Source organism: Pseudomonas putida group bacterium ESBL64 (assembly GCF_045277175.1).
In the GTDB taxonomy this organism is placed as follows: Bacteria; Pseudomonadota; Gammaproteobacteria; order Pseudomonadales; family Pseudomonadaceae; genus Aquipseudomonas; species Aquipseudomonas alloputida.
In genome coordinates this window covers 5,610,103-5,628,722 of record NZ_CP145799.1, presented here as the reverse complement: position 1 = coordinate 5,628,722, position 18,620 = coordinate 5,610,103, and the positions used below count along the sequence as shown (strand labels likewise).

Genomic DNA, 18,620 nt, shown 5'->3' with positions numbered 1-18,620 from the left:
GCCGCTCCTACAGGACACCGCACAAGGCTCAGTGGTGGTGCTTGCCACTCAGGGCCGCATGGAAATTGGCGCTCTGGCGCAGGTACTGCTCGGTGTAGCTGTGGGTGGCAGAAGCCTTGCTGCTGTCGGCATGGGCATGCGCTGGCAGGACGACCGATGCGGAAATGGCGGATGCGGCAATAACCGGGAAGAGATTGAAGTTCATCTGGGCTGACCTCGACGGCGGTGGTTTGACGGTGGCCCTTTTGGGCCTTGGGTCAAACTTACGCCGCCGAGGCCGCACGCAAAAATTCATTGCGGCAGTACCGATTATCACGCTGATCGATATCACTCGATGAACTTGAGGTCCGAGGGTGCATCCTGCTTCAGCGTCTGCACCGTCTCCAGCAGCTTGCCACTGCGCGGATCGCGACGTATCACCACGATCTGGTTGCTCTTCTGGTTGGCCACCAGCAGGAAGTTGTCACTCGGGTCCAGGGCAAACTCCCGAGGGTGATCACCTTCTACCGGGCGACGCTGCAGGAACGTCAACTGGCCGTCCTGCTTGCCCACGCTGAACGCCACAATTTCATTGGCTGTGCCACGGTTGCTCACGTACAGGAAGCGCCCGTCCGCCGACAGGTGCAAGCCACCTGCTGCCTTCGCTGCGGCCTCCTGGCGCTCGGTCAGGGGTAAGCGCTGGCGTTCAACCAGGTTGCCGTCCTGCACATCGAACATCACCACCTCGGCGTTCATTTCCAGGGTGAGGTAGGCGTGCCGGCCCTTGGCGTCGAACAGCAAGTGACGCGGACCGCTGCCCGGCGGCAAGGCCACGGACGCAGGTATCGCCGCTGTCAGCGGGTGGTCCGCACTGGCACCGTCGTAGCGGTAGATGAACACCTTGTCGGCACCCAGGTCGCTGGCATACAGGTGCTGGCCATCCGGCGACAGCACCAGCGAATGCACGTGGGCACCGGCCTGGCGCTCAGGGTTGACCCCGCTCGCCTTATGCCGGGCCTGTTGCACCACGGGCTTGAGCGTGCCGTCCTTGGCCACCGGGATCACCACCAGGCTGCCACCGGGGTCGGGGTTGACCGCGTAGTTGGCCACAAACAGGTAGCGCTGGTCACGGCTGAGGCTGGCGTGGGTGGGCTCGTCGCCCTGGGTGACCACTTGGTTGAGCGGCTTGATTTCGCCGTTGCTGCTGATGCTGAAACTGCTGGCATGGCCCTGCGGGGTCTCATTCACCGCGAACAGCTGACGCTGGTCGGCCGACAGCACCAGCCACGAAGGGCTGACGCTTTTCACCACCTGCAGGGGCGTGGGGCCGATTTGGCCGGCCTTGTCGTCGAAATGGTAGCGGTAGATACCCTGGCTGGCGCCATCGGTGTAGCTGCCCACCAGCAAGGTGGCGGCGTGGGCAGAGATTGTCAGGCTCATCAGGCTAGCGGTCAGCAGGCTCGTCCAGGTCCGGTTCATCTTGGTCATCATCCGGGGCACGAAAGGCACTCATACAGACTAGCCGATGCTCGCCGTTGGCATCGTTGAGTTGCCATTCATCGCCGGTGGCGATAGCGGCGGCGACTTGTTCGGGGGTGAAGGACCAGCGGCGAAGCTGGCGGCCGTCCATGCATTCGACGGTGAGACCGGATGCGTCGGCGGTGAAATCGAAGGCGTGCAGGCCGTCAATCAAGAGCATGTCGCAGGACTGCAGGGCGGTGGCGAGGGGGGACATGGGGGTACCTGTGGAAGATGTGGCGGCATTATAACCCTGGTGCTGCTTTGCAGCCCAATCGCGACACAAGGCTGCCTCCACACGGGCACGCGAACCTAGTGGAGGAGCGGCCTTGTGTCGCAATTGGGCCGCAATGCGGCCCCCTTGCGATTCAATGGGCGAAAATCGAGCCCCCCTCCTTGCCCACCATCTTCTCCGGCTTGATCAGGAACCGTGCCAGCGCCGGCAGCAGCCACAGTGCGCCAAACATGTTCCACAGCAGCATGAAGGTCAGCATCAGCCCCATATCAGCCTGGAACTTGATTGCCGAGAAGATCCAGGTGCACACGCCGATGGCCAGGCACAAGCCAGTGAACAACACGGCTTTACCCGTCGAGCGCAGGGTCTGGTAATAGGCCTCCTGCAACGGCAGCCCCGCACGCAGGAAGCTTTCCAGGCGGCTGTAGATATAGATGCCATAGTCCACGCCAATGCCCACCCCCAACGCCACCACCGGCAAGGTCGCCACCTTCACCCCGATGCCCATGTAGGCCATCAGCGCGTTGCCCAGCACCGAGGTCAGCACCAGGGGCAGCACGATGCACAGCGTGGCGGCGAACGAGCGGAAGGTGATCAGGCACATCACTGCCACGCAGATGTACACCAGGATCAGGATGGTCAGCTCGGCCGACTTGATCACTTCGTTGGTCGCTGCCTCGATACCGGCGTTGCCCGCCGCCAGCAGGAACTGCAGGCCTTCCTTGTCATGGCTGTCGGCAAACGCCTTGGCCACGGCGGTGACGCGCTCCAGCGTTTCAGCCTTGTGGTCATTGAGGAACACCAGCACGGGTGCCAATGAGCAGTCGCCGTTGTAAAGGCCGTCAGCCCGGGCGATGGAGTTGTTGAGGATGTCCGGGTTACGCGACAGGGTTTCCCATTTCAGGCTGCCCTCGTTCATGCCCTTGATCACCTGCTTGGAAACGGTGACCAAGGAAATCGCCGACTGCACGCCAGGGGTGTTTTCCATGGTCCACATCAGCTCGTCGATCGGCGCCATGGTCGAGTGGACCGAGCACTTCTCCGACGGCGTCTTGACCATGATCACCAGTACATCGGAACTGGTCGAGTAGTTGCTGATGATGAAGTTGTTGTCCTGGTTGTAGCGTGAGTCGGGGCGCAGCTCCGGTGCGCCCTGGTCGAGGTCGCCGATTTTCAGGTTCTGGCTGTACCACAAGCCCCCGGCGAAGGCGAGCAGCGCCAGCACCACCGACACCGGCGCCACCTTGGCACTGGCGAAGTTCGACAACAGGCGCCAGAACGGGTGCTCGCGGGTCGCGTCTTTCTTGCTGCGTTCGATGGCCTTCTTGCTGATGCCCACGTAGGAGATGGCCACCGGCAACAGGATCAGGTTGGTGAACACGATCACCGCCACGCCAATGGAAGCGCCAATGGCCAGTTCGCGAATCACCCCGATGTCGATGATCAGCAGGGTAATGAAGCCCACCGCGTCGGCAAGGATGGCGATCATTCCCGGCAGGAACAACTGACGGAAAGTGCGCCGGGCAGCGGTAAGGGCGTTGTCGGCGTCACTCGACTGCAGGGCGATGCCGTTGATCTTCTGCACCCCGTGGGAAATGCCGATGGCGAAGATCAGGAACGGCACCAGCATCGAGTACGGGTCCAGGCCAAAGCCCACCGCATGCATCAGCCCCAGCTGCCAGACCACCGCCACCAGCGTGGTGATGAGCACGGCGACAGTGCTGCGGATGCACCAGGTAAACCAGTACAACAGCACCCAGGTGATCACCAGGGCGACGCCGAAGAACATCGCCACCATCACCAGGCCATCGATCAGGTCACCGACCTTCTTGGCAAAGCCGACGATGTGGATTTTTACATTGGGGTTCTGCGCCTGGAACTTGTCACGGATCTTCTCTTCCAGCAGGTGAGAGAACTGCTGGTAGTCCAGCTTCACCTGTTTGCCCGGGTCCTGCGGGTCGGGGTAGCTCTCCAGCAGCGGCACGTCGACGATGCTGGACTTGAAGTTGTTGCCTACCAGGCGCCCCACCTGGCCTGACTTGAGCACGTTGTCGCGCAGGGTATCGAGGCTGTCCTGCGACCCGTTGTAGGTGTTAGGGATGACCTCACCACCGGAAAACCCCTCTTCGGTGACCTCGCTCCAGCGCACGCTGGGGCTCCACAGTGACTTCAGCCCGGCCCGATCGACACCCGGGATGTAGAACACTTCGTCATGGATCTGACGCAGGGTCTCCATGTAGTCCTTGTCGAAGATGTCACCGTTCACCGCCTCCACCGAGATGCGCACGGTGTTGCCGAGGTTGGCCAGGTCGTTGCGGTGCTCCATCATCTGCTCGATGAACGGATGCTGCAGTGGGATCATCTTCTCGAAGCTGGTGGAGGGGCGAATCTGCGTGGCCTGCCAGAACAGGAAAATGCTGACCAGCACGCACAGGGCGATGACCACTGGGCGGTTGTTGAAGATCAGACGTTCGAGCAGCGTGGCCTTGTCCTGGTGATGCGGGTGCATGGCAATGCTCTCCCTGCTGGTCATGGGCGCACCTCCCGGGCCGCCTGATCAGCCCCTTCGGCGCTGGCCAGGTGTACACCCCCCTGCCCCACCAGCAGCAGGCCGCCGTTGGCCAGGCCACTGACGCCGGCCAGGGCCAGGCGGTCGGCACGGTTGTACACGCTGAAGGTCTGGCCGTCGTCCGTGCTGCGCAGCACGCTGCCACCATTGCCGACCAGCACCAGGCTGCCATCATCGACAAGCGTAGCGCCTGCCAGGCCGAACTCCAGGGTACCGCGCGCGGCCTTGAGTTCGATCGGCTGCCAGCTGTCACCGAAGTCGCTGGAGCGGAACAGGTTGCCGCGAAGGCCGTAGGCCAGCAGGGTCTGCGGCCTGGCGGTGCCGATCACGCCGAACAACGAGCCCTCGTAGGGGCCCTGGACCTTGGCCCAGGTCTGGCCGTTGTCGGTGGAGCGGAACATGCCGCCCTGCTCACCCACGATGAACAGGCCGGCATCGCGCACGTGGGCGATACCGTTCAGGTGCAGCTGGTCCGGGTTGTCCAGCCGCTCGGCCACATCCTGCCAGTGCTGCCCACCATCGGTTGTTTCCAGCAAGGCACCATAGGCCCCCACGGCAAAGCCGTGCTGGGCGTCAAGGAAGGTGACATCGAGCAAGGGCGCTTCACGGGCGAGGTCTTCGAACTGCTTGCTCCAGGTGGCGCCGCCGTCGCTGCTGGCGAGGATCTGCGCGTCATGGCCGACGGCCCAGCCACGCTTGTCGTCGAGGAAAAACACAGCAGTGAGCAATTGCCGGGTGGGTACCCGGGCCTGGGTCCAGGTACTGCCTTGGTCGTCGGAGAACAGAATGTGGCCGCGATCACCCACCACCACCAGGCGCTTGCCGGCATGGGTGGCGTCGATCAACAGGCTTTGGCTGGCCTTGGCCGATTCGGTGGAGTATTCGTCGGCGGCCGCGGCCTGGGCGCTGTCTGCCCACACCCCCAATGCCAATGCCAGCATCGCGCTGGCTGCCCATGGCCAGGCACCACGCCTGGCTGGCGTACGTAACTGTTCCCTCATGACTGCCCCCTTGTTGTGTTCTTTTTGGTGGGTCAATGCATTGCAGGCTTTGCAAAAAGCCTGATCTAGAGGCCTGCAATCGCTTGAGGGGATCGTAGCGGGGATGTTTGCGGGAAGACAACGGGCGGGGTGTTATGTTTTGTTGTCGGCCGGGGAAAGCCGGGGCCGCTGGGCGGCCCTTCGCGGGTAAACCCGCTCCTACAAGGTTACGCCCCCCTGTAGGAGCGGGTTCACCCGCGAAGGGCTGCAAAGCAGCCCCAATTCACAAGAATTACGCCAGACTCTTGCTCACAACCTCATACACATCACTGGACAACTCACCCGAAGCCAGAATGCGCTCCAGCTCACCCTTCATCAGCGCCTGACGCGCATCGTCATACTTGCGCCAGCGTGTCAGCGGAGCCAGTTGCCGCGAGGCAATCTGCGGATTCAGCGCATTCAGCTCGATCACCAGGTCCGCCAGGAAGCGATACCCGGAGCCATCGGCAGCATGGAAGTTGACCAGGTTCTGCCCGGCAAAGGCACCGATCAGCGCACGCACCTTGTTCGGGTTCTTCAGGGTGAAGGCCGGGTGTTGCATCAATGCCTTGACCCGCGCCAGCCCACCCGGCAGCGTGCTGGCCGCCTGCACGCTGAACCATTGGTCCATGACCAACGGGTTGTCCTTGAAGTGCTCGGCAAACGCCGCCAGCGCTTTGGCGCGCTCGGCCTCGAACGGCGAGTTGACCAGTACCGCCAGCGCGGTAAGGCGCTCGGTCATGTTGTCGCAGTGCTCGAACTGCTCCAGGGTCGCCTCCAGCACCTGTTGCTTACCACTCTGCATCAGGTACGACAGGGCGATGTTCTGCAGGCTGCGGCGGGCAAAGTGCTCGGCCGAGGCCACATAGGCAGTGCTGCGCGACACTTCACGGTTGGCCTGGTAACGCGCCCACAGGGCGTCGAACAGGTGTTCGGCGATCTGCTGGCGTGCGAACTCGCGGGCGGCGTGGATGGCGTCGACGTCGGCCACCTGGCTGATCTCGGTAAGGTACGCCTCACCTGGCAGCGAGAGCATTTCGGCCACCATGGCAGGGTCCAGCGATTCGTTGCCCAGCACAGTGCCCAGGGCGGTGATCAGGCGCTGGTCGAGCTTCAGGGCTTCACCGCGTTGATGCTGGCCGATCAGTTCCTGCAGTACCTGCACCGACAGCTGCTGGCCCGCTTCCCAGCGGTTGAAGCCGTCGCTGTCGTGCTGCATCAGGAACATCAGCTGGTCGCGGTCATACGGGAAGCTCAGCTTCACCGGGGCGCTGAAGCCACGCAGCAGCGACGGCAGCGGCTTGGCCTGAATGCCCTGGAAGGTGAAGGTTTGCTCGGCCTCGGTCACCGACAGCACGCGGCTGGTCCCTTGAGCGGCGTCTTCGCCCGCCAACTGCAGCGGCAGGTCATTGCCGGCGGCATCCAGCAGGCCCAGCTCCACCGGGATCACGAACGGCAGTTTCTCGGCCTTGTCCGGGGTCTGCGGGCAGCTCTGGCGGAACGTCAGGCTGTAGGTCTGCGCGGCGGCGTCATACGCCTCGCTGACCTCCAGACGCGGGGTACCCGCCTGGCTGTACCAGCGCTTGAACTGGGTAAAGTCGACGCCGTTGGCGTCTTCCATGGCCTTGATGAAGTCGTCGGTGGTTACCGCCTGGCCATCGTGACGTTCAAAGTACAGGTCGCTGCCTTTACGGAAGCCTTCGGTACCCAACAGGGTGCGGACCATGCGCACCACTTCGGCGCCCTTCTCGTAGACGGTCAGGGTGTAGAAGTTGGAGATTTCGATGAAGCTGTCCGGGCGCACCGGGTGGGCCATGGGGCCGGCGTCTTCGGCGAACTGGTGGGTGCGCAGGTAGGCGACGTCTTCGATGCGCTTGACCGTGCGCGAGTTCATGTCGGCACTGAACTCGGCATCGCGGAACACCGTGAAGCCTTCCTTCAGCGACAGCTGGAACCAGTCACGGCAGGTGACACGGTTGCCCGACCAGTTGTGGAAGTACTCGTGAGCGACCACCCCTTCGACGCGCTGGTGCGCAGCATCGGTGGCGGTTTCGGCGCGGGCCAGCACACAGCTGGAGTTGAAGATGTTCAGGCCCTTGTTTTCCATGGCGCCCATGTTGAAGTCATTGACCGCAACAATCATGAAGATGTCCAGGTCGTACTCGCGGCCATAGACTTCTTCGTCCCAGCGCATGGACTTTTTCAGGCTGACCATGGCGTGGTCGCACTTGTCGATATTCTCGGGCTCGACGTAGATGCGCAGGGTCACATCACGGCCGGACTGGCGGGTGAAGCTGTCTTCAACGCACCACAGGTCACCGGCGACCAAGGCGAACAGGTAGGCCGGCTTCATGAACGGGTCTTCCCAGGTCGCCCAGTGGCGGCCGTCTTCGGCCGGCCCGCTGCCGATCGGGTTGCCGTTCGACAGCAAGACCGGGTAGCGATGCTGCTCGGCGATGACCGTGGTGGTGAAGGTGCTCATCACGTCCGGGCGGTCGAGGTAGTAGGTGATCTTGCGGAAGCCCTCGGCCTCGCACTGGGTGCAGAACATCTTGCCCGACTTGTACAGGCCTTCCAGGGCGGTGTTGCTTTCCGGGTGGATCTTGACGCTGGTGTCGAGGGTGAAACGCTCGGCCTTGGGCTGAATGGTCAGGCTGTCGGCGTCGAGCCGGTAGTCGCCTGGCTGCAATTCCTGGTCATCCAGGGAGGCGCGCAGCAGTTCCAGCTGCTGGCCATCGAGTTCCAGTGGCGGCAGGCCGGCACCGCGTGCCGGGTTGCGGCGCATGACCAGTTGCGCGTGAACCAGCGTGTGGTCCTCGAACAGCTCGAAGGTCAGGTGCGTCTCGTCGATCAGGTACTCCGGCGCCTGGTAATCCTTGAGGTAGATCACTTGCGGTTGTTCGGTACGCATGTGCAGGTCCTTTTTACTGGAGCACGGCCAACTGGTAGGCCGTGTACTTGCGAATATTGATCACACCGGTGTCGAAGATCAGGTACTGGCCCTTGATGCCCAGCAGCGTGCCCTCGGCCACCGGGTCCTTGTCGAGGTTGAAGCTGACAATCTTCTTCGGGTACGCCTCGACCGGGTAGTTCATCTGCACCACTTCGGCGTCCGGCAGCGGCTGGATCGCCTGCAGGCCAAAGCGCCCCTGCAGTTCGCGCAGGCCGTCGGCGCAGGCTTCGAAGACCTGCTCCCGGATGGCCGGCAGGTCGAGCACCTCGGCATCGCCCTTGAGCAGCGCGCGCCAGTTGGTACGGTCCGGCACCTGGCTGCGCAGCACGTCTTCGACCAGGCCCGATTGCTGCCGGGTGGCCACGCGCATGATCGGCAACGCCTGGCTGGCGCCCTGGTCGAGCCAGCGGGTGGGCAGCTGGGTGGCACGGGTGATGCCGACCTTGATCCCCGACGAATTGGCCAGGTAGACGACGTGGTCGGTCATGCAGAACTGTTCGCCCCACGACGGCTCCCGGCAGGTGCCGGCGTCGTAGTGGCATTTTTCCGGGGCCATGATGCACACATCGCACTGGGCCAGCTTGGTCATGCACGGGTAGCAGTAACCCTGGCTGAAGCTGGTCTTGGTGCGCTTGCCGCAATGGCTGCAATGAATGGCGCCGAGGTATTCCAGGCGCAGGCGCTGGCCGATCATGGGGTTGACCGGCACCTGCGTGTCATCCAGGCGGAAGCTGTACTGCACCACCGGTGCCTGCAGGCTTACCGCCATCTTGCTCAACGAGCCACGTGCGAGTTCGATCAATGTACCGAGTCCGACTTGAACAGAATGTTGGCAATGGGCGCGGACTTCGACGCGCATTCCTGAGGGCCCATGTAGCCGGTGCGCTGGTCTTCAGGCAGGTTCTTCATCTCCCAGGCGATGACCGCCTGCAGCGACAGCTCTTTCTGCTCGGCGGTGAGCTTGCGGCCATCGGACCATTTGCCGATTTCCACGGCCAGTTTCAGGCTCTGGTAGATTTCCGGGGTAATGTTTTCAATCATTTGCGCGAAAGTGGACATAGTGTCTCCTGATTCAAGCCGACAGTTTACGCCGGGCCAGCGCCCCACCCAAGAGCCCGGTCAGGCATCCGATGAGCAGCCCGCCGACGTGGGCGGCATTGGCGATCTGGCCAAGGCCGAGCGTGCCGACCACGCCGGTCAGGCATACCACCAGCCAGATCAGCATCATCACCAGCACGCCCTTGGGCAGGTTGAAGTAACGGTCAGGCGCCAGCCACTGGTACAGCCAGATATGCCCGAGCAGGCCGTACAGCACGCCGGACAGACCGCCAAACAAGCTCGGCCCACTGGTGTAGTGCTGGGCCAGGTTGGACACGAGGCTGAACAGCAGGGTCAGGCCCAGCAACGCCCACGGGCCCTGGCGCAGTTCGATGCGTTTGCCCAGCTCCCAGTACCACAGGCTGTTCATGGCCAGGTGCAGCACACCGAAATGCAGCAGCATGGGCGATACCAGGCGCCACCACTGGCCTTCATCCAGGGTTTGCGCCAGCGAGGTGAAGTACAGGTAGTCGCCCTGGACACGGAAGTCGAGGAAGGTGAACCAGCTGATGGTGGTGAAGTTGTCACCAAGCCCCGTAAGGCCGGCGACGATGAAGCACAGCAGCAGGGTCAGGGTGGTGATTTTGCAGGCCTTGGCCTGGGCTGCCAGGGAAGGTTGTGTGGGGGCATTCGCGGGTGAACCCGCCCCTACAGGGTCGGCGCTGGCCGGCAGGTCGGCGTTGCCGTCGGGGTAGCGCTGGTAAAGCTGCAGCACATCTTCGGCCAGGGTGTCGGGGGCCCAGAGGACCTGGGCATCACCCTCCTCGCTGACCCGGTGCGGCACCTGCAGGCGTTGCAACAGGTGGACGAAGCCGCTGAGGTCGACCGACAGCGGCAGGCGCATCACTTCGATAATGTTCATTGGTTGGCCTGTGGGCGGTCGACGTCGACCCAGACGAACTTGTGTGGGTCGATACGGGTTTCATCATCCAGCCGGTAGGCGACCAGCTTGCCGTAGAGCACGGCGCTGTAGTCCAGGCATGCCAGGTTGGCGCGGATCGGTGCCGGGCGGCCGCTGCGCCAGTAATGCCCGACGAACAGCATCGGCTGGTCTTCGTCATAGCGCAGCAAGGCGTTCTTCTGGCTGTGGCTGAGCGGGGTGCTGGCCACTTCCTCGGGCAGGGCATCGGGCTGGAACACGATGTCACCGTAGGTTTTCGGGTCTTCTTCCCAGAACTTGGTGCGGAAGAACGCGCGGGTCAGGCCGTCGCCGCCGGTCAGCGTCAGCCCGTCCGGCAGGCGCATGTCGGTACCGCGCAACAGGCGGTTGCACACCGTGTCGGCAAAACTGCCACTGACCGCCGAGGCCTGGATGAAGTGCTCATCGATGCGTCCGTCGGGGTATTGCCGGCGCAGCGGCTCGATCAGCCGCGGGTCCCAGCAGGCGTGCACCAGACGGAAGCGCCCTGCATCGATGAACAGCGGCAGCTGGTAGAACCAGTTGACGAAATCGTGCCAATCGCCGGGGTGTTGGGCAAACTGGGTCAGGGTTTCGTCGATCAGCCGGGCATGCCGCGGCGTGTGTTCGCGGACATAGGCCTTGCCGCTGCCAGGCAGCGCCGGGGTGACCCAGCCCAGGGCATTGTATTCGTGATTGCCCATGATGCAGAACGCCTGGCCGGCTTCGACCATGTCGTGGACGATGTGCAGCGCCTCACGAATGCGTGGCCCGCGGTCGACGATGTCGCCAAGGAACAGCGCCTGACGTCGCGGGTGGCGCCACACGCCAGCCACGCGCTTGTATCCGAGGGCGTCGAGCAGGCGTTCAAGGGTCAGTGCACAGCCGTGCACGTCGCCGATGATGTCAAAACTTCGCGCCGGATCGAGCATCAGTCGTCACTGCTCCCCAGGCGGCTGCCCCAACCCAGTTTGGTGCGGCAGACCTCGTAGTAATTGTGGTCCAGCGGGTGGATCAGGCGCAGCTTTTGCGGCTTTTTGCTGACCGTGATGGTGTCGCCGGGGGCGCACGTGAAGTGGTTCTGGCCGTCACAGGACACCTGCGGGTAGATCTGCAGGTCCTTGGACACCACGATCTTCAGCTCGCTGTTGCCGTCAACCACGATCGGCCGACCCGACAAGGTGTGCGGGTACATCGGCACGATGACGATGGCATCGAGCTTGGGGTGCATGATCGGGCCACCGGCCGACAGCGCATAGGCGGTGGAGCCGGTGGGGGTGGCGACGATCAGGCCGTCGGCCTTCTGGCTGCAGACGAACTGGCCGTCGATGTAGATCTCGAACTCGATCATGCGCGTGGACTTGCCTGGGTGCAGCACCACGTCGTTCAGCGCATCGCCCTGGCCGATGGCCTCATGGTGGCGACGCACCTCGGCCTGCAGCAGGAAACGGTTTTCTACCAGGTAGTGGCCGTCGAGCACTTCGGCGACCTTTTGTTCCAGCTCGTCGGGGCGGATGTCGGTGAGAAAACCCAGGTTGCCACGGTTGATACCCAGCACCGGAATGTTGTGCCGGGCCAGCGCGCGGGCAGCGCCCAGCAGGCTGCCGTCGCCGCCGACCACGATGACCAGGTCGCAGACCTCGCCCAGCAGCTTGCGGGTGGACGTCTGCAAGCCATGACCGGGCAGCACTTCGGCAATGGTGTCCTCGAGGATCACGTGCAGGTGGCGATCGAGGAGGAATTTTTTCAGTCGGCGAATGGTGTCGAGCACCTGCGAGCTGCCAAGGCGACCGATGATACCGATATTGCGAAATTGCTCCATGGGGCTCCTGCGAGGCTCTGCGGCGGGTGACGATGCGCCGATTATGGGCGAAACCACCGGGCAGCGGCAAACCGGCTATGCTCGCAGGATGACGCCATTCGCCCAGCTTCACGACCTGCCCCGACAACTGCAGCACTCCACCGTGCGTGACTTGGCATGGGCCCTGTTGTCGCCGCCCCTGCTCAGCGCCCCGCCCTGCCCCCAGCGACACCCGCTGGCGGGCAGCCTGTGGGCGCAGCAGCCGCAACGCCTTGAACAATGGTTGCGGGCCCTGGATGCCGATGACCGACCGTTGCGCGAGTGGCTGGCGCAATTGGGCAGCCGGCGCCTGGGGCATTACTACGAACGCCTGTGGCAATTTGCCCTGGGCCAGGCGCCAGGCATCGAGCTGCTGGCCGCCAACCTGGCGATTCGCGACGGCGGGCGCACCTTGGGCGAGCTCGACGTGGTGTTGCGTGACTGCGACGGCGTGCACCACCTGGAACTGGCGATCAAGCTGTACCTGGGCCCGGAAGGCGCCGGGCACGATCCCCATGCCTGGCTGGGGCCGGGTTGCCATGACCGGCTGGGGACCAAGCTTGCGCACCTGGCGGGGCACCAATTGCCCATGTCCAAGGGGGCGCACAGCCGTCAGGCGCTGGCCCAGCTAGGGGTGGAGCAGGTGCAGGCGCAAATGTGGCTGGGTGGTTACCTGTTCTATCCACGGCCTGGGCATGCCGAGTCGCCGGAGGGCGCCAACCCGCAACATTTGCGCGGGCGCTGGCTTCGTCGGCGGGACTGGGTGATGGCCGAGGGCGAGCGTTGGCAGCCGCTGCAGCGGCATGCCTGGCTGGCACCGGCTAGGGTGGCGTCAGGTGAGTGCTGGCAGGCGGAGCAGTTTGCGGCGTGGCTGCATGTGCTGGAGCAGCAGGCACCGGCGCAGTTGCTGGTACGACTGGTGCCTGATGCCGAGGGTGCCTGGCAGGAGGCAGAGCGGGTGTTTCTGGTGGCTGATGACTGGCCGTATCTGCCCGGTAACTGATGTCGCCTGTTCCGGCCCCTTCGCGGGCCCGCCCGCTCCCACAGGGACTGCACGGCTTCAAAGACTGTGCAGTCCCTGTGGGAGCGGGCGGGCCCGCGAAGAGGCCGGTGGCTGGCAACACAATTTTCACAGACCCAGCGCAAAGATTCGTTTCTGGTAACCATTACAATGGTGCCTGAGCGCCAGCAAGAGCGCCTTTCCGACCTGATGACGAGGACCGATCATGGTTTCATCCAACCCCGCGACCCATTACGCGCGCCTGTCCATCGCCCTGCATTGGCTGATGCTGGTGCTGCTGGCCGCTGTCTATGCACTCATCGAACTGCGTGGCCTGTTCCCCAAGGACAGCGTCGAACGCAACCTGATGAAGGACCTGCACTTCATGCTCGGGCTCAGCGTGTTCGTGCTGGTCTGGCTGCGCCTGGCCATGCGCCTGAGCCGCCCGACTCCGCCCATCGTGCCAAAACCACCGGCCTGGCAGACTGGCCTGGCGCACCTGATGCACCTGGCACTGTACCTGATGATGATCGGCCTGCCGCTGGCCGGCTGGCTGATCCTCAGCGCCGCCGACAAACCGGTGCCGTTCTTTGGCCTGGAGCTGCCACATCTGATCGGCCCGAACCCGGACCAGGCCAAGTTCATCAAAGGCTGGCATGAGCGTATTGGCAGCTGGGGCTACTGGCTGATCGGCCTGCATGCACTGGCCGGGCTTTACCATCACTATGTGCAGCGCGACAACACGCTGTTGCGCATGCTGCCTTACAAGTAACCGCGTCGCCCCTGCAGGCCGCCTGTGTGCACGAAGATCAGGCGGCTCCCGGGCTTGAACAGCCCGGCAGCGACCTGATCACGCAAGGCCAGCAGAGCCTTGCCGGTATAGAGGGCTTCGAGCGGCACGTCAGTGTGCTGCTCGCAGTCGGCGATGAACGTCAGTAGCGCATCGTCGAATTTTCCGAAACCGCCACGGCAGGCGTCGTGTAGCTGGTAGCCGTGCGTGCCGGCCAGTGCTGCCACCGTCTCCGGCACCCCATGATCCCTGGGTACGGCCAAGGCGCCATGCACGGCATGCACCCCTGCCTCCGCCATTACCAGGCCGGCCAAGGTAGTCCCCGTTCCGGCAGCCAACCACCAGGCGTCGTAGTCTGACCACCCCAAGGCCGAGATTTGCGCGCGCGCCTGCTGCATGATCAGCGCGCAGCCCTGCGCACCGGCCAGCCCGCCGCCCCCTTCGGGGATGCAGTGCCAGCCTGGATAGCGCGCCTGCCAGGAAGCCCAAAAGCCTGGCTCGTTACGCGCACGGTAGCCGCCGTAGCCTAGCCAATGCAGTTTCATGCCCAGCGCCTGCAGGTCACGCACGGTTGGCGTGTCCTGGGCATGGCCGCGTAACAGGCCGACGGTGGCGAAGCCGAAACGCTTGCCGGCAGCGGCCAAGGCGTGCAGGTGGTTGGAATGGTTGCCGCCAAGGCTGATCAGGCCTGGAGCATGGCTGGCGCCGGCCTGTTGCAGGTGGTGGCGTAGCTTGAACCACTTGTTGCCGCTGATCAGCGGGTCAATCAGGTCCAGGCGCAGAATGGCGGCCTGGACCTGGGCTTGCCGCAGCCAGGGCAAGTCCAGAAACTGCAGAGGGGCTGGGGGGAGGTCGAATACATGCATGGATCGCAGTGTACAGGGTAATCCCGCAAGCGCTTGTAATCGATGAGTCACCCCCGCCGAGGCATCACAGTGCCAGGGTGGCTCGACACAGGCATCGATACCCAGGCACAGGCCGTCGTAGGAGCGGGTTCACCCGCGAACACCGGCAAAGCCGGTGCCATCCACCGCGTCACCTGTTTCGCGGGCATGCCCATAGATTAAGGCGCAGGTGTCGGGTTCACGCAGCCCCAACGACCTCAGAGCTCAGCCGCCAACCGCGAGCCTTGGTTGATCGCCCGCTTGGCATCCAGCTCGGCCGCCACATCCGCGCCACCAATCAGGTGCACCGACTGCCCCGCCGCCGCCAGCCCTTCCTGCAGCTCGCGCAGCGGATCTTGCCCGGCACAGATCACCACGTTATCCACCGCCAGCACCTGCGGCTCGCCGCCGTCCACACGAATGTGCAGGCCGGCATCGTCGATAGCCAGATACTCGACGCTGTTGAGCATCTGCACCCCCTTGTTCTTCAACCCGGTGCGGTGAATCCAGCCGGTCGTCTTGCCGAGCCCGTCACCCACCTTGGATTTCTTGCGCTGCAACAGGTACACCTGCCGCGCCGGGGCATGCGGCTCGGCCTTGATCCCGGCCACACCACCTCGCGCCTGAAGGTGGGTATCGATGCCCCACTCTTTCCAGAATGCCGCTCGGTCCTGGCTGGTGGCCACGCCCTCATGTACCAGGTACTCGGACACATCGAAGCCGATACCTCCCGCGCCAATCACGGCCACCGACTTGCCCACAGGCTTGCGCTCGAGCAGCACGTCCAGGTAGCTGAGCACCTTGGCGTGCTCCACGCCCGCAATGGCCGGGGTACGCGGGGCGATGCCGGTAGCCAGGATGATTTCATCAAAGCCGCCGCCCACCAGTGCCTGCACATCCACACGGGTATTCAGGCGCAGGTCGACGCCCGTGCTTTTGACCTTGTTGCGGAAGTAACGCAGCGTTTCGAAGAATTCTTCCTTGCCCGGCACCCGCTTGGCCACGTTGAACTGGCCACCGATCTCGCTGGCGGCGTCAAACAGGGTCACCGCGTGGCCCCGCTCGGCCGCCACGGTGGCCGCGGCCAGGCCAGCCGGGCCGGCGCCGACCACGGCAATGCGCTTCACCGTACGTACAGGCAAGTAGTTGAGTTCGGTCTCGTGGCAGGCACGCGGGTTGACCAGGCAGCTGGTCAGTTTGCCGCCGAAGGTGTGGTCCAGGCAGGCCTGGTTGCAGCCGATGCAGGTGTTGATTTCATCCGCGCGACCGGCAGCGGCCTTGTTGACGAAGTCCGGGTCGGCGAGAAACGGTCGGGCCATCGAGACCATGTCCGCATCGCCCTCGGCCAGCACCGCCTCGGCCACCTCCGGGGTGTTGATGCGGTTGGTGGTGATCAGTGGAATGCTCACCACGCCCCGCAACTTGGCGGTGACTTTGCTGAAGGCCGCACGCGGCACTTTGGTGGCGATGGTCGGAATACGCGCCTCGTGCCAACCGATTCCGGTGTTGATCAAGGTAGCGCCGGCCTGCTCGATGGCCTTGGCCAGCAACTCGATCTCGTCCCAGGTGCTGCCACCCTCGACCAGGTCGAGCATCGACAGGCGGAAGATGATGATGAAGTTCGGCCCTACCGCGCCACGCACCCGGCTGACGATTTCCACTGCCAGGCGCATGCGGTTTTCATAACTGCCGCCCCAGCGGTCGGTGCGGTGGTTGGTGTGGGCGGCGAGGAACTGGTTGATGAAGTAGCCTTCCGAACCCATGATCTCGACACCGTCGTAACCGGCACGCTGGGCCAGCACGGCACAATTGACGAAGTCGGCAATCTGCTTCTCGATACCCTCCTCGTCCAGCGCCTTGGGCTTGAACGGGTTGATCGGCGCCTGAATCGCGCTAGGTGCCACCTGGCGTGGGCTGTAGGCGTAGCGCCCGGCATGCAGGATCTGCAGGCAGATCTTGCCACCGGCAGCGTGCACCGCCTCGGTGACGATGCGGTGCTTGTCGGCCTCTTCCTCGGTGCTGAGCTTTGCCGCACCGGAATACACCCCGCCTTCATCATTGGGCGCAATGCCGCCAGTGACCATCAGGCCAACGCCACCGCGGGCGCGCTCGGCAAAGTATGCAGCCATGCGCTCGAAGCCGCCGGGGCGCTCTTCAAGGCCAGTGTGCATCGAGCCCATCAGGGTGCGATTGCGCAAGGTGGTAAAGCCCAGGTCCAGCGGGGCAAGCAAGTGCGGGTAGCGGTCGGCGGCCATGGAAAGGTCCCCTGATGGCGTGATCACGGATTGCGGGCACCTCACTGGGTGGCGGGCCCCGTCGTTTGTCTGTCTGCGACATTAAACAGCCGTTTGAATTGCCTCAATGATCAAAACTGACAAGTTAATGATCGTGATGAACAGTAGAGGCAGCGACTGCCGGGAAGGCTCCAGAACTTCAGCGCTATAAGGTTCGCCTGGCTTGATCGCCAAACAGTCTCCTCGCGCATTTGCCAGACAACGCGGCTCTGCCAGACTCTTCAAGCACGTTTGATCATCCACCCATGGAACGTGGCGCCTACTCAGTGCGCCCGGAGGGTTCGCTCATGCTGACAAAAGGATGGGACACCATCAGCATCGTTCGCCAGGACAGCGTGAACAGTGACCTGGCAGCCAGCTGGAACAGCCTCGACCACGAATTTTCCTATACCTCGGATGAAGGCTACGCCTGCCACGGGGTGTTCGACTGCTGGTCGATCATCAACGGTGGCGGCGGTCGCTTGCTGCGCCTGCGCATGCCTATACGCTCAGGTTTTTTCGAGGCCAGTGGCACCAGCCGCTCGCTGGCCGGCGCGGCTGCCATCATCGAGGTCACCCTGTCGCTGTTGCCACAAGGCAACGGCCAGGTGCAGTTGAAGTCGGCATTCCTGCACAAGGCCGGAGACACTCAACCCCTGCAGGGCGACGAAGGCGGCTGGCTGCGCGGCATCACCCTGCAAGACCCCGACGGTTCGCTAGGTCCTTTCGCCTCCGTGGTGTTGGACTGCATCTGCAACTACCTAGTCGAGCATCCCCGACAGTTCACCCATACCTTCGCGACCATCAACTTCAGCAAAGCCACTGCCCCGGAATGGGCCAGACCGCGAAAATGTACCTATGCGTACCTCGATTCAGGTTTCCTGGCGATCATGGCCGTATGTACCGAACGCGACATCAGTGGGCTGCCACTGGATATCGATGTGTCGGGCATCAGCCAGGGTGGACAGTCGAGCTACGTGCTGTCTCCACGCATGGTCCTGGAGCATCTGGTACTGCCCGGGCTGCTTCAGCTTTACCAGGGTGCCACGGCGCAGGACTACCGCTTCGACAATACGCAAATGGTCAACATACCGACCTTGCGCATGAAGGCCATCAAATCAGGGGCGATCTGGTACACCCCCATTGTCTTCGCCGGTTGCAACCCTGCACGAATGCTCGGTGACTTCATCACCGTCGACTATCAGGGCAACTGTGACCTGCACGCAGGTATCGACATGAAGTGGAACGGCTGGCTGAGGATGAAGCTGGTGCTCGATGGCAACACCATCAACTTCGTCAAGCAATCATCCGACTTCAGAAAGGAAGTGCATATTCCCTGGTACCTGGCCTGGCTCTCGCCCATCGTCAGCCTGATCACCCACATCGTCGCCGCTGTGATCTCCGATGACCTGATCAGCGCCATCGCCGCGCGCGGCGGCTCGGTCAAGGCCGACACCATCGATTGCGTGTCCTGGAGCAACGACACCCATACCGCTTCGTCGAGCTACCTCGCCGAGGCCCTTGTCATCAACTACGTGTGACCCCACCAACACAAGGAGCCGTA

16 protein-coding genes are annotated in these 18,620 nt (G+C 63.5%); 3 read left to right on the top strand and 13 right to left on the bottom strand.

All coding sequences use genetic code 11. The features are described 5' to 3' along the window. Positions 1–28: 28 nt before the first annotated feature. The 11 genes from V6093_RS25520 to V6093_RS25470 all read right to left on the bottom strand — a co-directional run bounded on the left by V6093_RS25520 (position 29) and on the right by V6093_RS25470 (position 12,091). A complete protein-coding gene (locus V6093_RS25520; RefSeq protein ID WP_003247232.1) occupies positions 29–205 on the bottom strand; it encodes a hypothetical protein in 177 nt (58 codons plus the stop codon). 122 nt (positions 206–327) lie between these two features. Continuing rightward, complete coding sequence (locus V6093_RS25515) at positions 328–1,458, bottom strand: lactonase family protein (RefSeq protein WP_004577428.1); 1,131 nt, start codon at positions 1,456–1,458, stop codon at positions 328–330. Continuing rightward, on the bottom strand, positions 1,424–1,714 hold the full coding sequence (locus V6093_RS25510; protein ID WP_004577427.1) for a DUF5629 family protein: 291 nt from the start codon (positions 1,712–1,714) through the stop codon (positions 1,424–1,426). The genes V6093_RS25515 and V6093_RS25510 overlap by 35 nt, the downstream gene beginning before the upstream one ends. 151 nt (positions 1,715–1,865) lie before the next feature. Next, the gene (locus V6093_RS25505) at positions 1,866–4,265 is read right to left on the bottom strand and encodes an RND family transporter (protein WP_003247228.1); all 2,400 of its coding nucleotides are present in this window, start codon (positions 4,263–4,265) and stop codon (positions 1,866–1,868) included. Further along, positions 4,262–5,302 carry a YCF48-related protein gene (locus tag V6093_RS25500; RefSeq protein ID WP_003247227.1) on the bottom strand — a complete coding sequence of 347 codons (1,041 nt, stop codon included), beginning with the start codon at positions 5,300–5,302 and terminating at the stop codon, positions 4,262–4,264. Before V6093_RS25500 ends, V6093_RS25505 begins: the two co-directional genes overlap by 4 nt. Positions 5,303–5,573: 271 nt before the next feature. Continuing rightward, on the bottom strand, positions 5,574–8,231 hold the full coding sequence (pepN, locus tag V6093_RS25495; protein WP_047604543.1) for an aminopeptidase N: 2,658 nt from the start codon (positions 8,229–8,231) through the stop codon (positions 5,574–5,576). A gap of 13 nt (positions 8,232–8,244) precedes the next feature. Next, positions 8,245–9,075, bottom strand: coding sequence for a DUF2797 domain-containing protein (locus V6093_RS25490; protein WP_003247225.1), 831 nt, complete (start codon positions 9,073–9,075; stop codon positions 8,245–8,247). Further along, positions 9,072–9,332 carry a YeaC family protein gene (locus V6093_RS25485; protein ID WP_003247224.1) on the bottom strand — a complete coding sequence of 87 codons (261 nt, stop codon included), beginning with the start codon at positions 9,330–9,332 and terminating at the stop codon, positions 9,072–9,074. The genes V6093_RS25490 and V6093_RS25485 overlap by 4 nt, the downstream gene beginning before the upstream one ends. Before the next feature lie 13 nt (positions 9,333–9,345). After that, entirely contained in the window at positions 9,346–10,233 is an 888-nt protein-coding gene (locus V6093_RS25480) for a rhomboid family intramembrane serine protease (protein ID WP_004577424.1), read from the bottom strand. Beyond that, entirely contained in the window at positions 10,230–11,201 is a 972-nt protein-coding gene (locus V6093_RS25475; RefSeq protein ID WP_003247221.1) for a metallophosphoesterase, read from the bottom strand. The genes V6093_RS25480 and V6093_RS25475 overlap by 4 nt, the downstream gene beginning before the upstream one ends. Next, entirely contained in the window at positions 11,201–12,091 is an 891-nt protein-coding gene (locus V6093_RS25470; RefSeq protein WP_003247220.1) for an NAD(+) kinase, read from the bottom strand. The genes V6093_RS25475 and V6093_RS25470 overlap by 1 nt, the downstream gene beginning before the upstream one ends. A gap of 43 nt (positions 12,092–12,134) precedes the next feature. Between V6093_RS25470 and V6093_RS25465 the strand changes: the two genes are divergently transcribed. Next, the gene (locus V6093_RS25465) at positions 12,135–13,112 is read left to right on the top strand and encodes a DUF1853 family protein (RefSeq protein ID WP_230623070.1); all 978 of its coding nucleotides are present in this window, start codon (positions 12,135–12,137) and stop codon (positions 13,110–13,112) included. A gap of 223 nt (positions 13,113–13,335) precedes the next feature. Continuing rightward, complete coding sequence (locus V6093_RS25460) at positions 13,336–13,881, top strand: cytochrome b (protein WP_003247218.1); 546 nt, start codon at positions 13,336–13,338, stop codon at positions 13,879–13,881. Here V6093_RS25460 and V6093_RS25455 read toward each other — a convergent pair. Next, a complete protein-coding gene (locus tag V6093_RS25455; protein WP_179052304.1) occupies positions 13,872–14,765 on the bottom strand; it encodes a 1-aminocyclopropane-1-carboxylate deaminase/D-cysteine desulfhydrase in 894 nt (297 codons plus the stop codon). The genes V6093_RS25460 and V6093_RS25455 overlap by 10 nt on opposite strands. Before the next feature lie 236 nt (positions 14,766–15,001). Next, entirely contained in the window at positions 15,002–17,038 is a 2,037-nt protein-coding gene (locus V6093_RS25450) for an NADPH-dependent 2,4-dienoyl-CoA reductase (RefSeq protein WP_004577419.1), read from the bottom strand. A gap of 326 nt (positions 17,039–17,364) precedes the next feature. On the opposite strand from V6093_RS25450, the gene V6093_RS25445 reads away from it, so the two are divergent. Then, the gene (locus tag V6093_RS25445; protein ID WP_265980442.1) at positions 17,365–18,597 is read left to right on the top strand and encodes a TULIP family P47-like protein; all 1,233 of its coding nucleotides are present in this window, start codon (positions 17,365–17,367) and stop codon (positions 18,595–18,597) included. Positions 18,598–18,620: the final 23 nt, after the last annotated feature.

What these genes read in the sequence shown, in the direction of transcription:
- V6093_RS25520 (WP_003247232.1), bottom strand. Translation starts at nt 205, where the DNA reads ATGAACTTCAATCTCTTCCCGGTTATTGCCGCATCCGCCATTTCCGCA.
- V6093_RS25515 (WP_004577428.1), bottom strand. Translation starts at nt 1,458, where the DNA reads ATGAACCGGACCTGGACGAGCCTGCTGACCGCTAGCCTGATGAGCCTG.
- V6093_RS25510 (WP_004577427.1), bottom strand. Translation starts at nt 1,714, where the DNA reads ATGTCCCCCCTCGCCACCGCCCTGCAGTCCTGCGACATGCTCTTGATT.
- V6093_RS25505 (WP_003247228.1), bottom strand. Translation starts at nt 4,265, where the DNA reads ATGACCAGCAGGGAGAGCATTGCCATGCACCCGCATCACCAGGACAAG.
- V6093_RS25500 (WP_003247227.1), bottom strand. Translation starts at nt 5,302, where the DNA reads ATGAGGGAACAGTTACGTACGCCAGCCAGGCGTGGTGCCTGGCCATGG.
- pepN (WP_047604543.1), bottom strand. Translation starts at nt 8,231, where the DNA reads ATGCGTACCGAACAACCGCAAGTGATCTACCTCAAGGATTACCAGGCG.
- V6093_RS25485 (WP_003247224.1), bottom strand. Translation starts at nt 9,332, where the DNA reads ATGTCCACTTTCGCGCAAATGATTGAAAACATTACCCCGGAAATCTAC.
- V6093_RS25480 (WP_004577424.1), bottom strand. Translation starts at nt 10,233, where the DNA reads ATGAACATTATCGAAGTGATGCGCCTGCCGCTGTCGGTCGACCTCAGC.
- V6093_RS25475 (WP_003247221.1), bottom strand. Translation starts at nt 11,201, where the DNA reads ATGCTCGATCCGGCGCGAAGTTTTGACATCATCGGCGACGTGCACGGC.
- V6093_RS25470 (WP_003247220.1), bottom strand. Translation starts at nt 12,091, where the DNA reads ATGGAGCAATTTCGCAATATCGGTATCATCGGTCGCCTTGGCAGCTCG.
- V6093_RS25465 (WP_230623070.1), top strand. Translation starts at nt 12,135, where the DNA reads ATGGGCGAAACCACCGGGCAGCGGCAAACCGGCTATGCTCGCAGGATG.
- V6093_RS25460 (WP_003247218.1), top strand. Translation starts at nt 13,336, where the DNA reads ATGGTTTCATCCAACCCCGCGACCCATTACGCGCGCCTGTCCATCGCC.
- V6093_RS25455 (WP_179052304.1), bottom strand. Translation starts at nt 14,765, where the DNA reads ATGCATGTATTCGACCTCCCCCCAGCCCCTCTGCAGTTTCTGGACTTG.
- V6093_RS25450 (WP_004577419.1), bottom strand. Translation starts at nt 17,038, where the DNA reads ATGGCCGCCGACCGCTACCCGCACTTGCTTGCCCCGCTGGACCTGGGC.
- V6093_RS25445 (WP_265980442.1), top strand. Translation starts at nt 17,365, where the DNA reads ATGCTGACAAAAGGATGGGACACCATCAGCATCGTTCGCCAGGACAGC.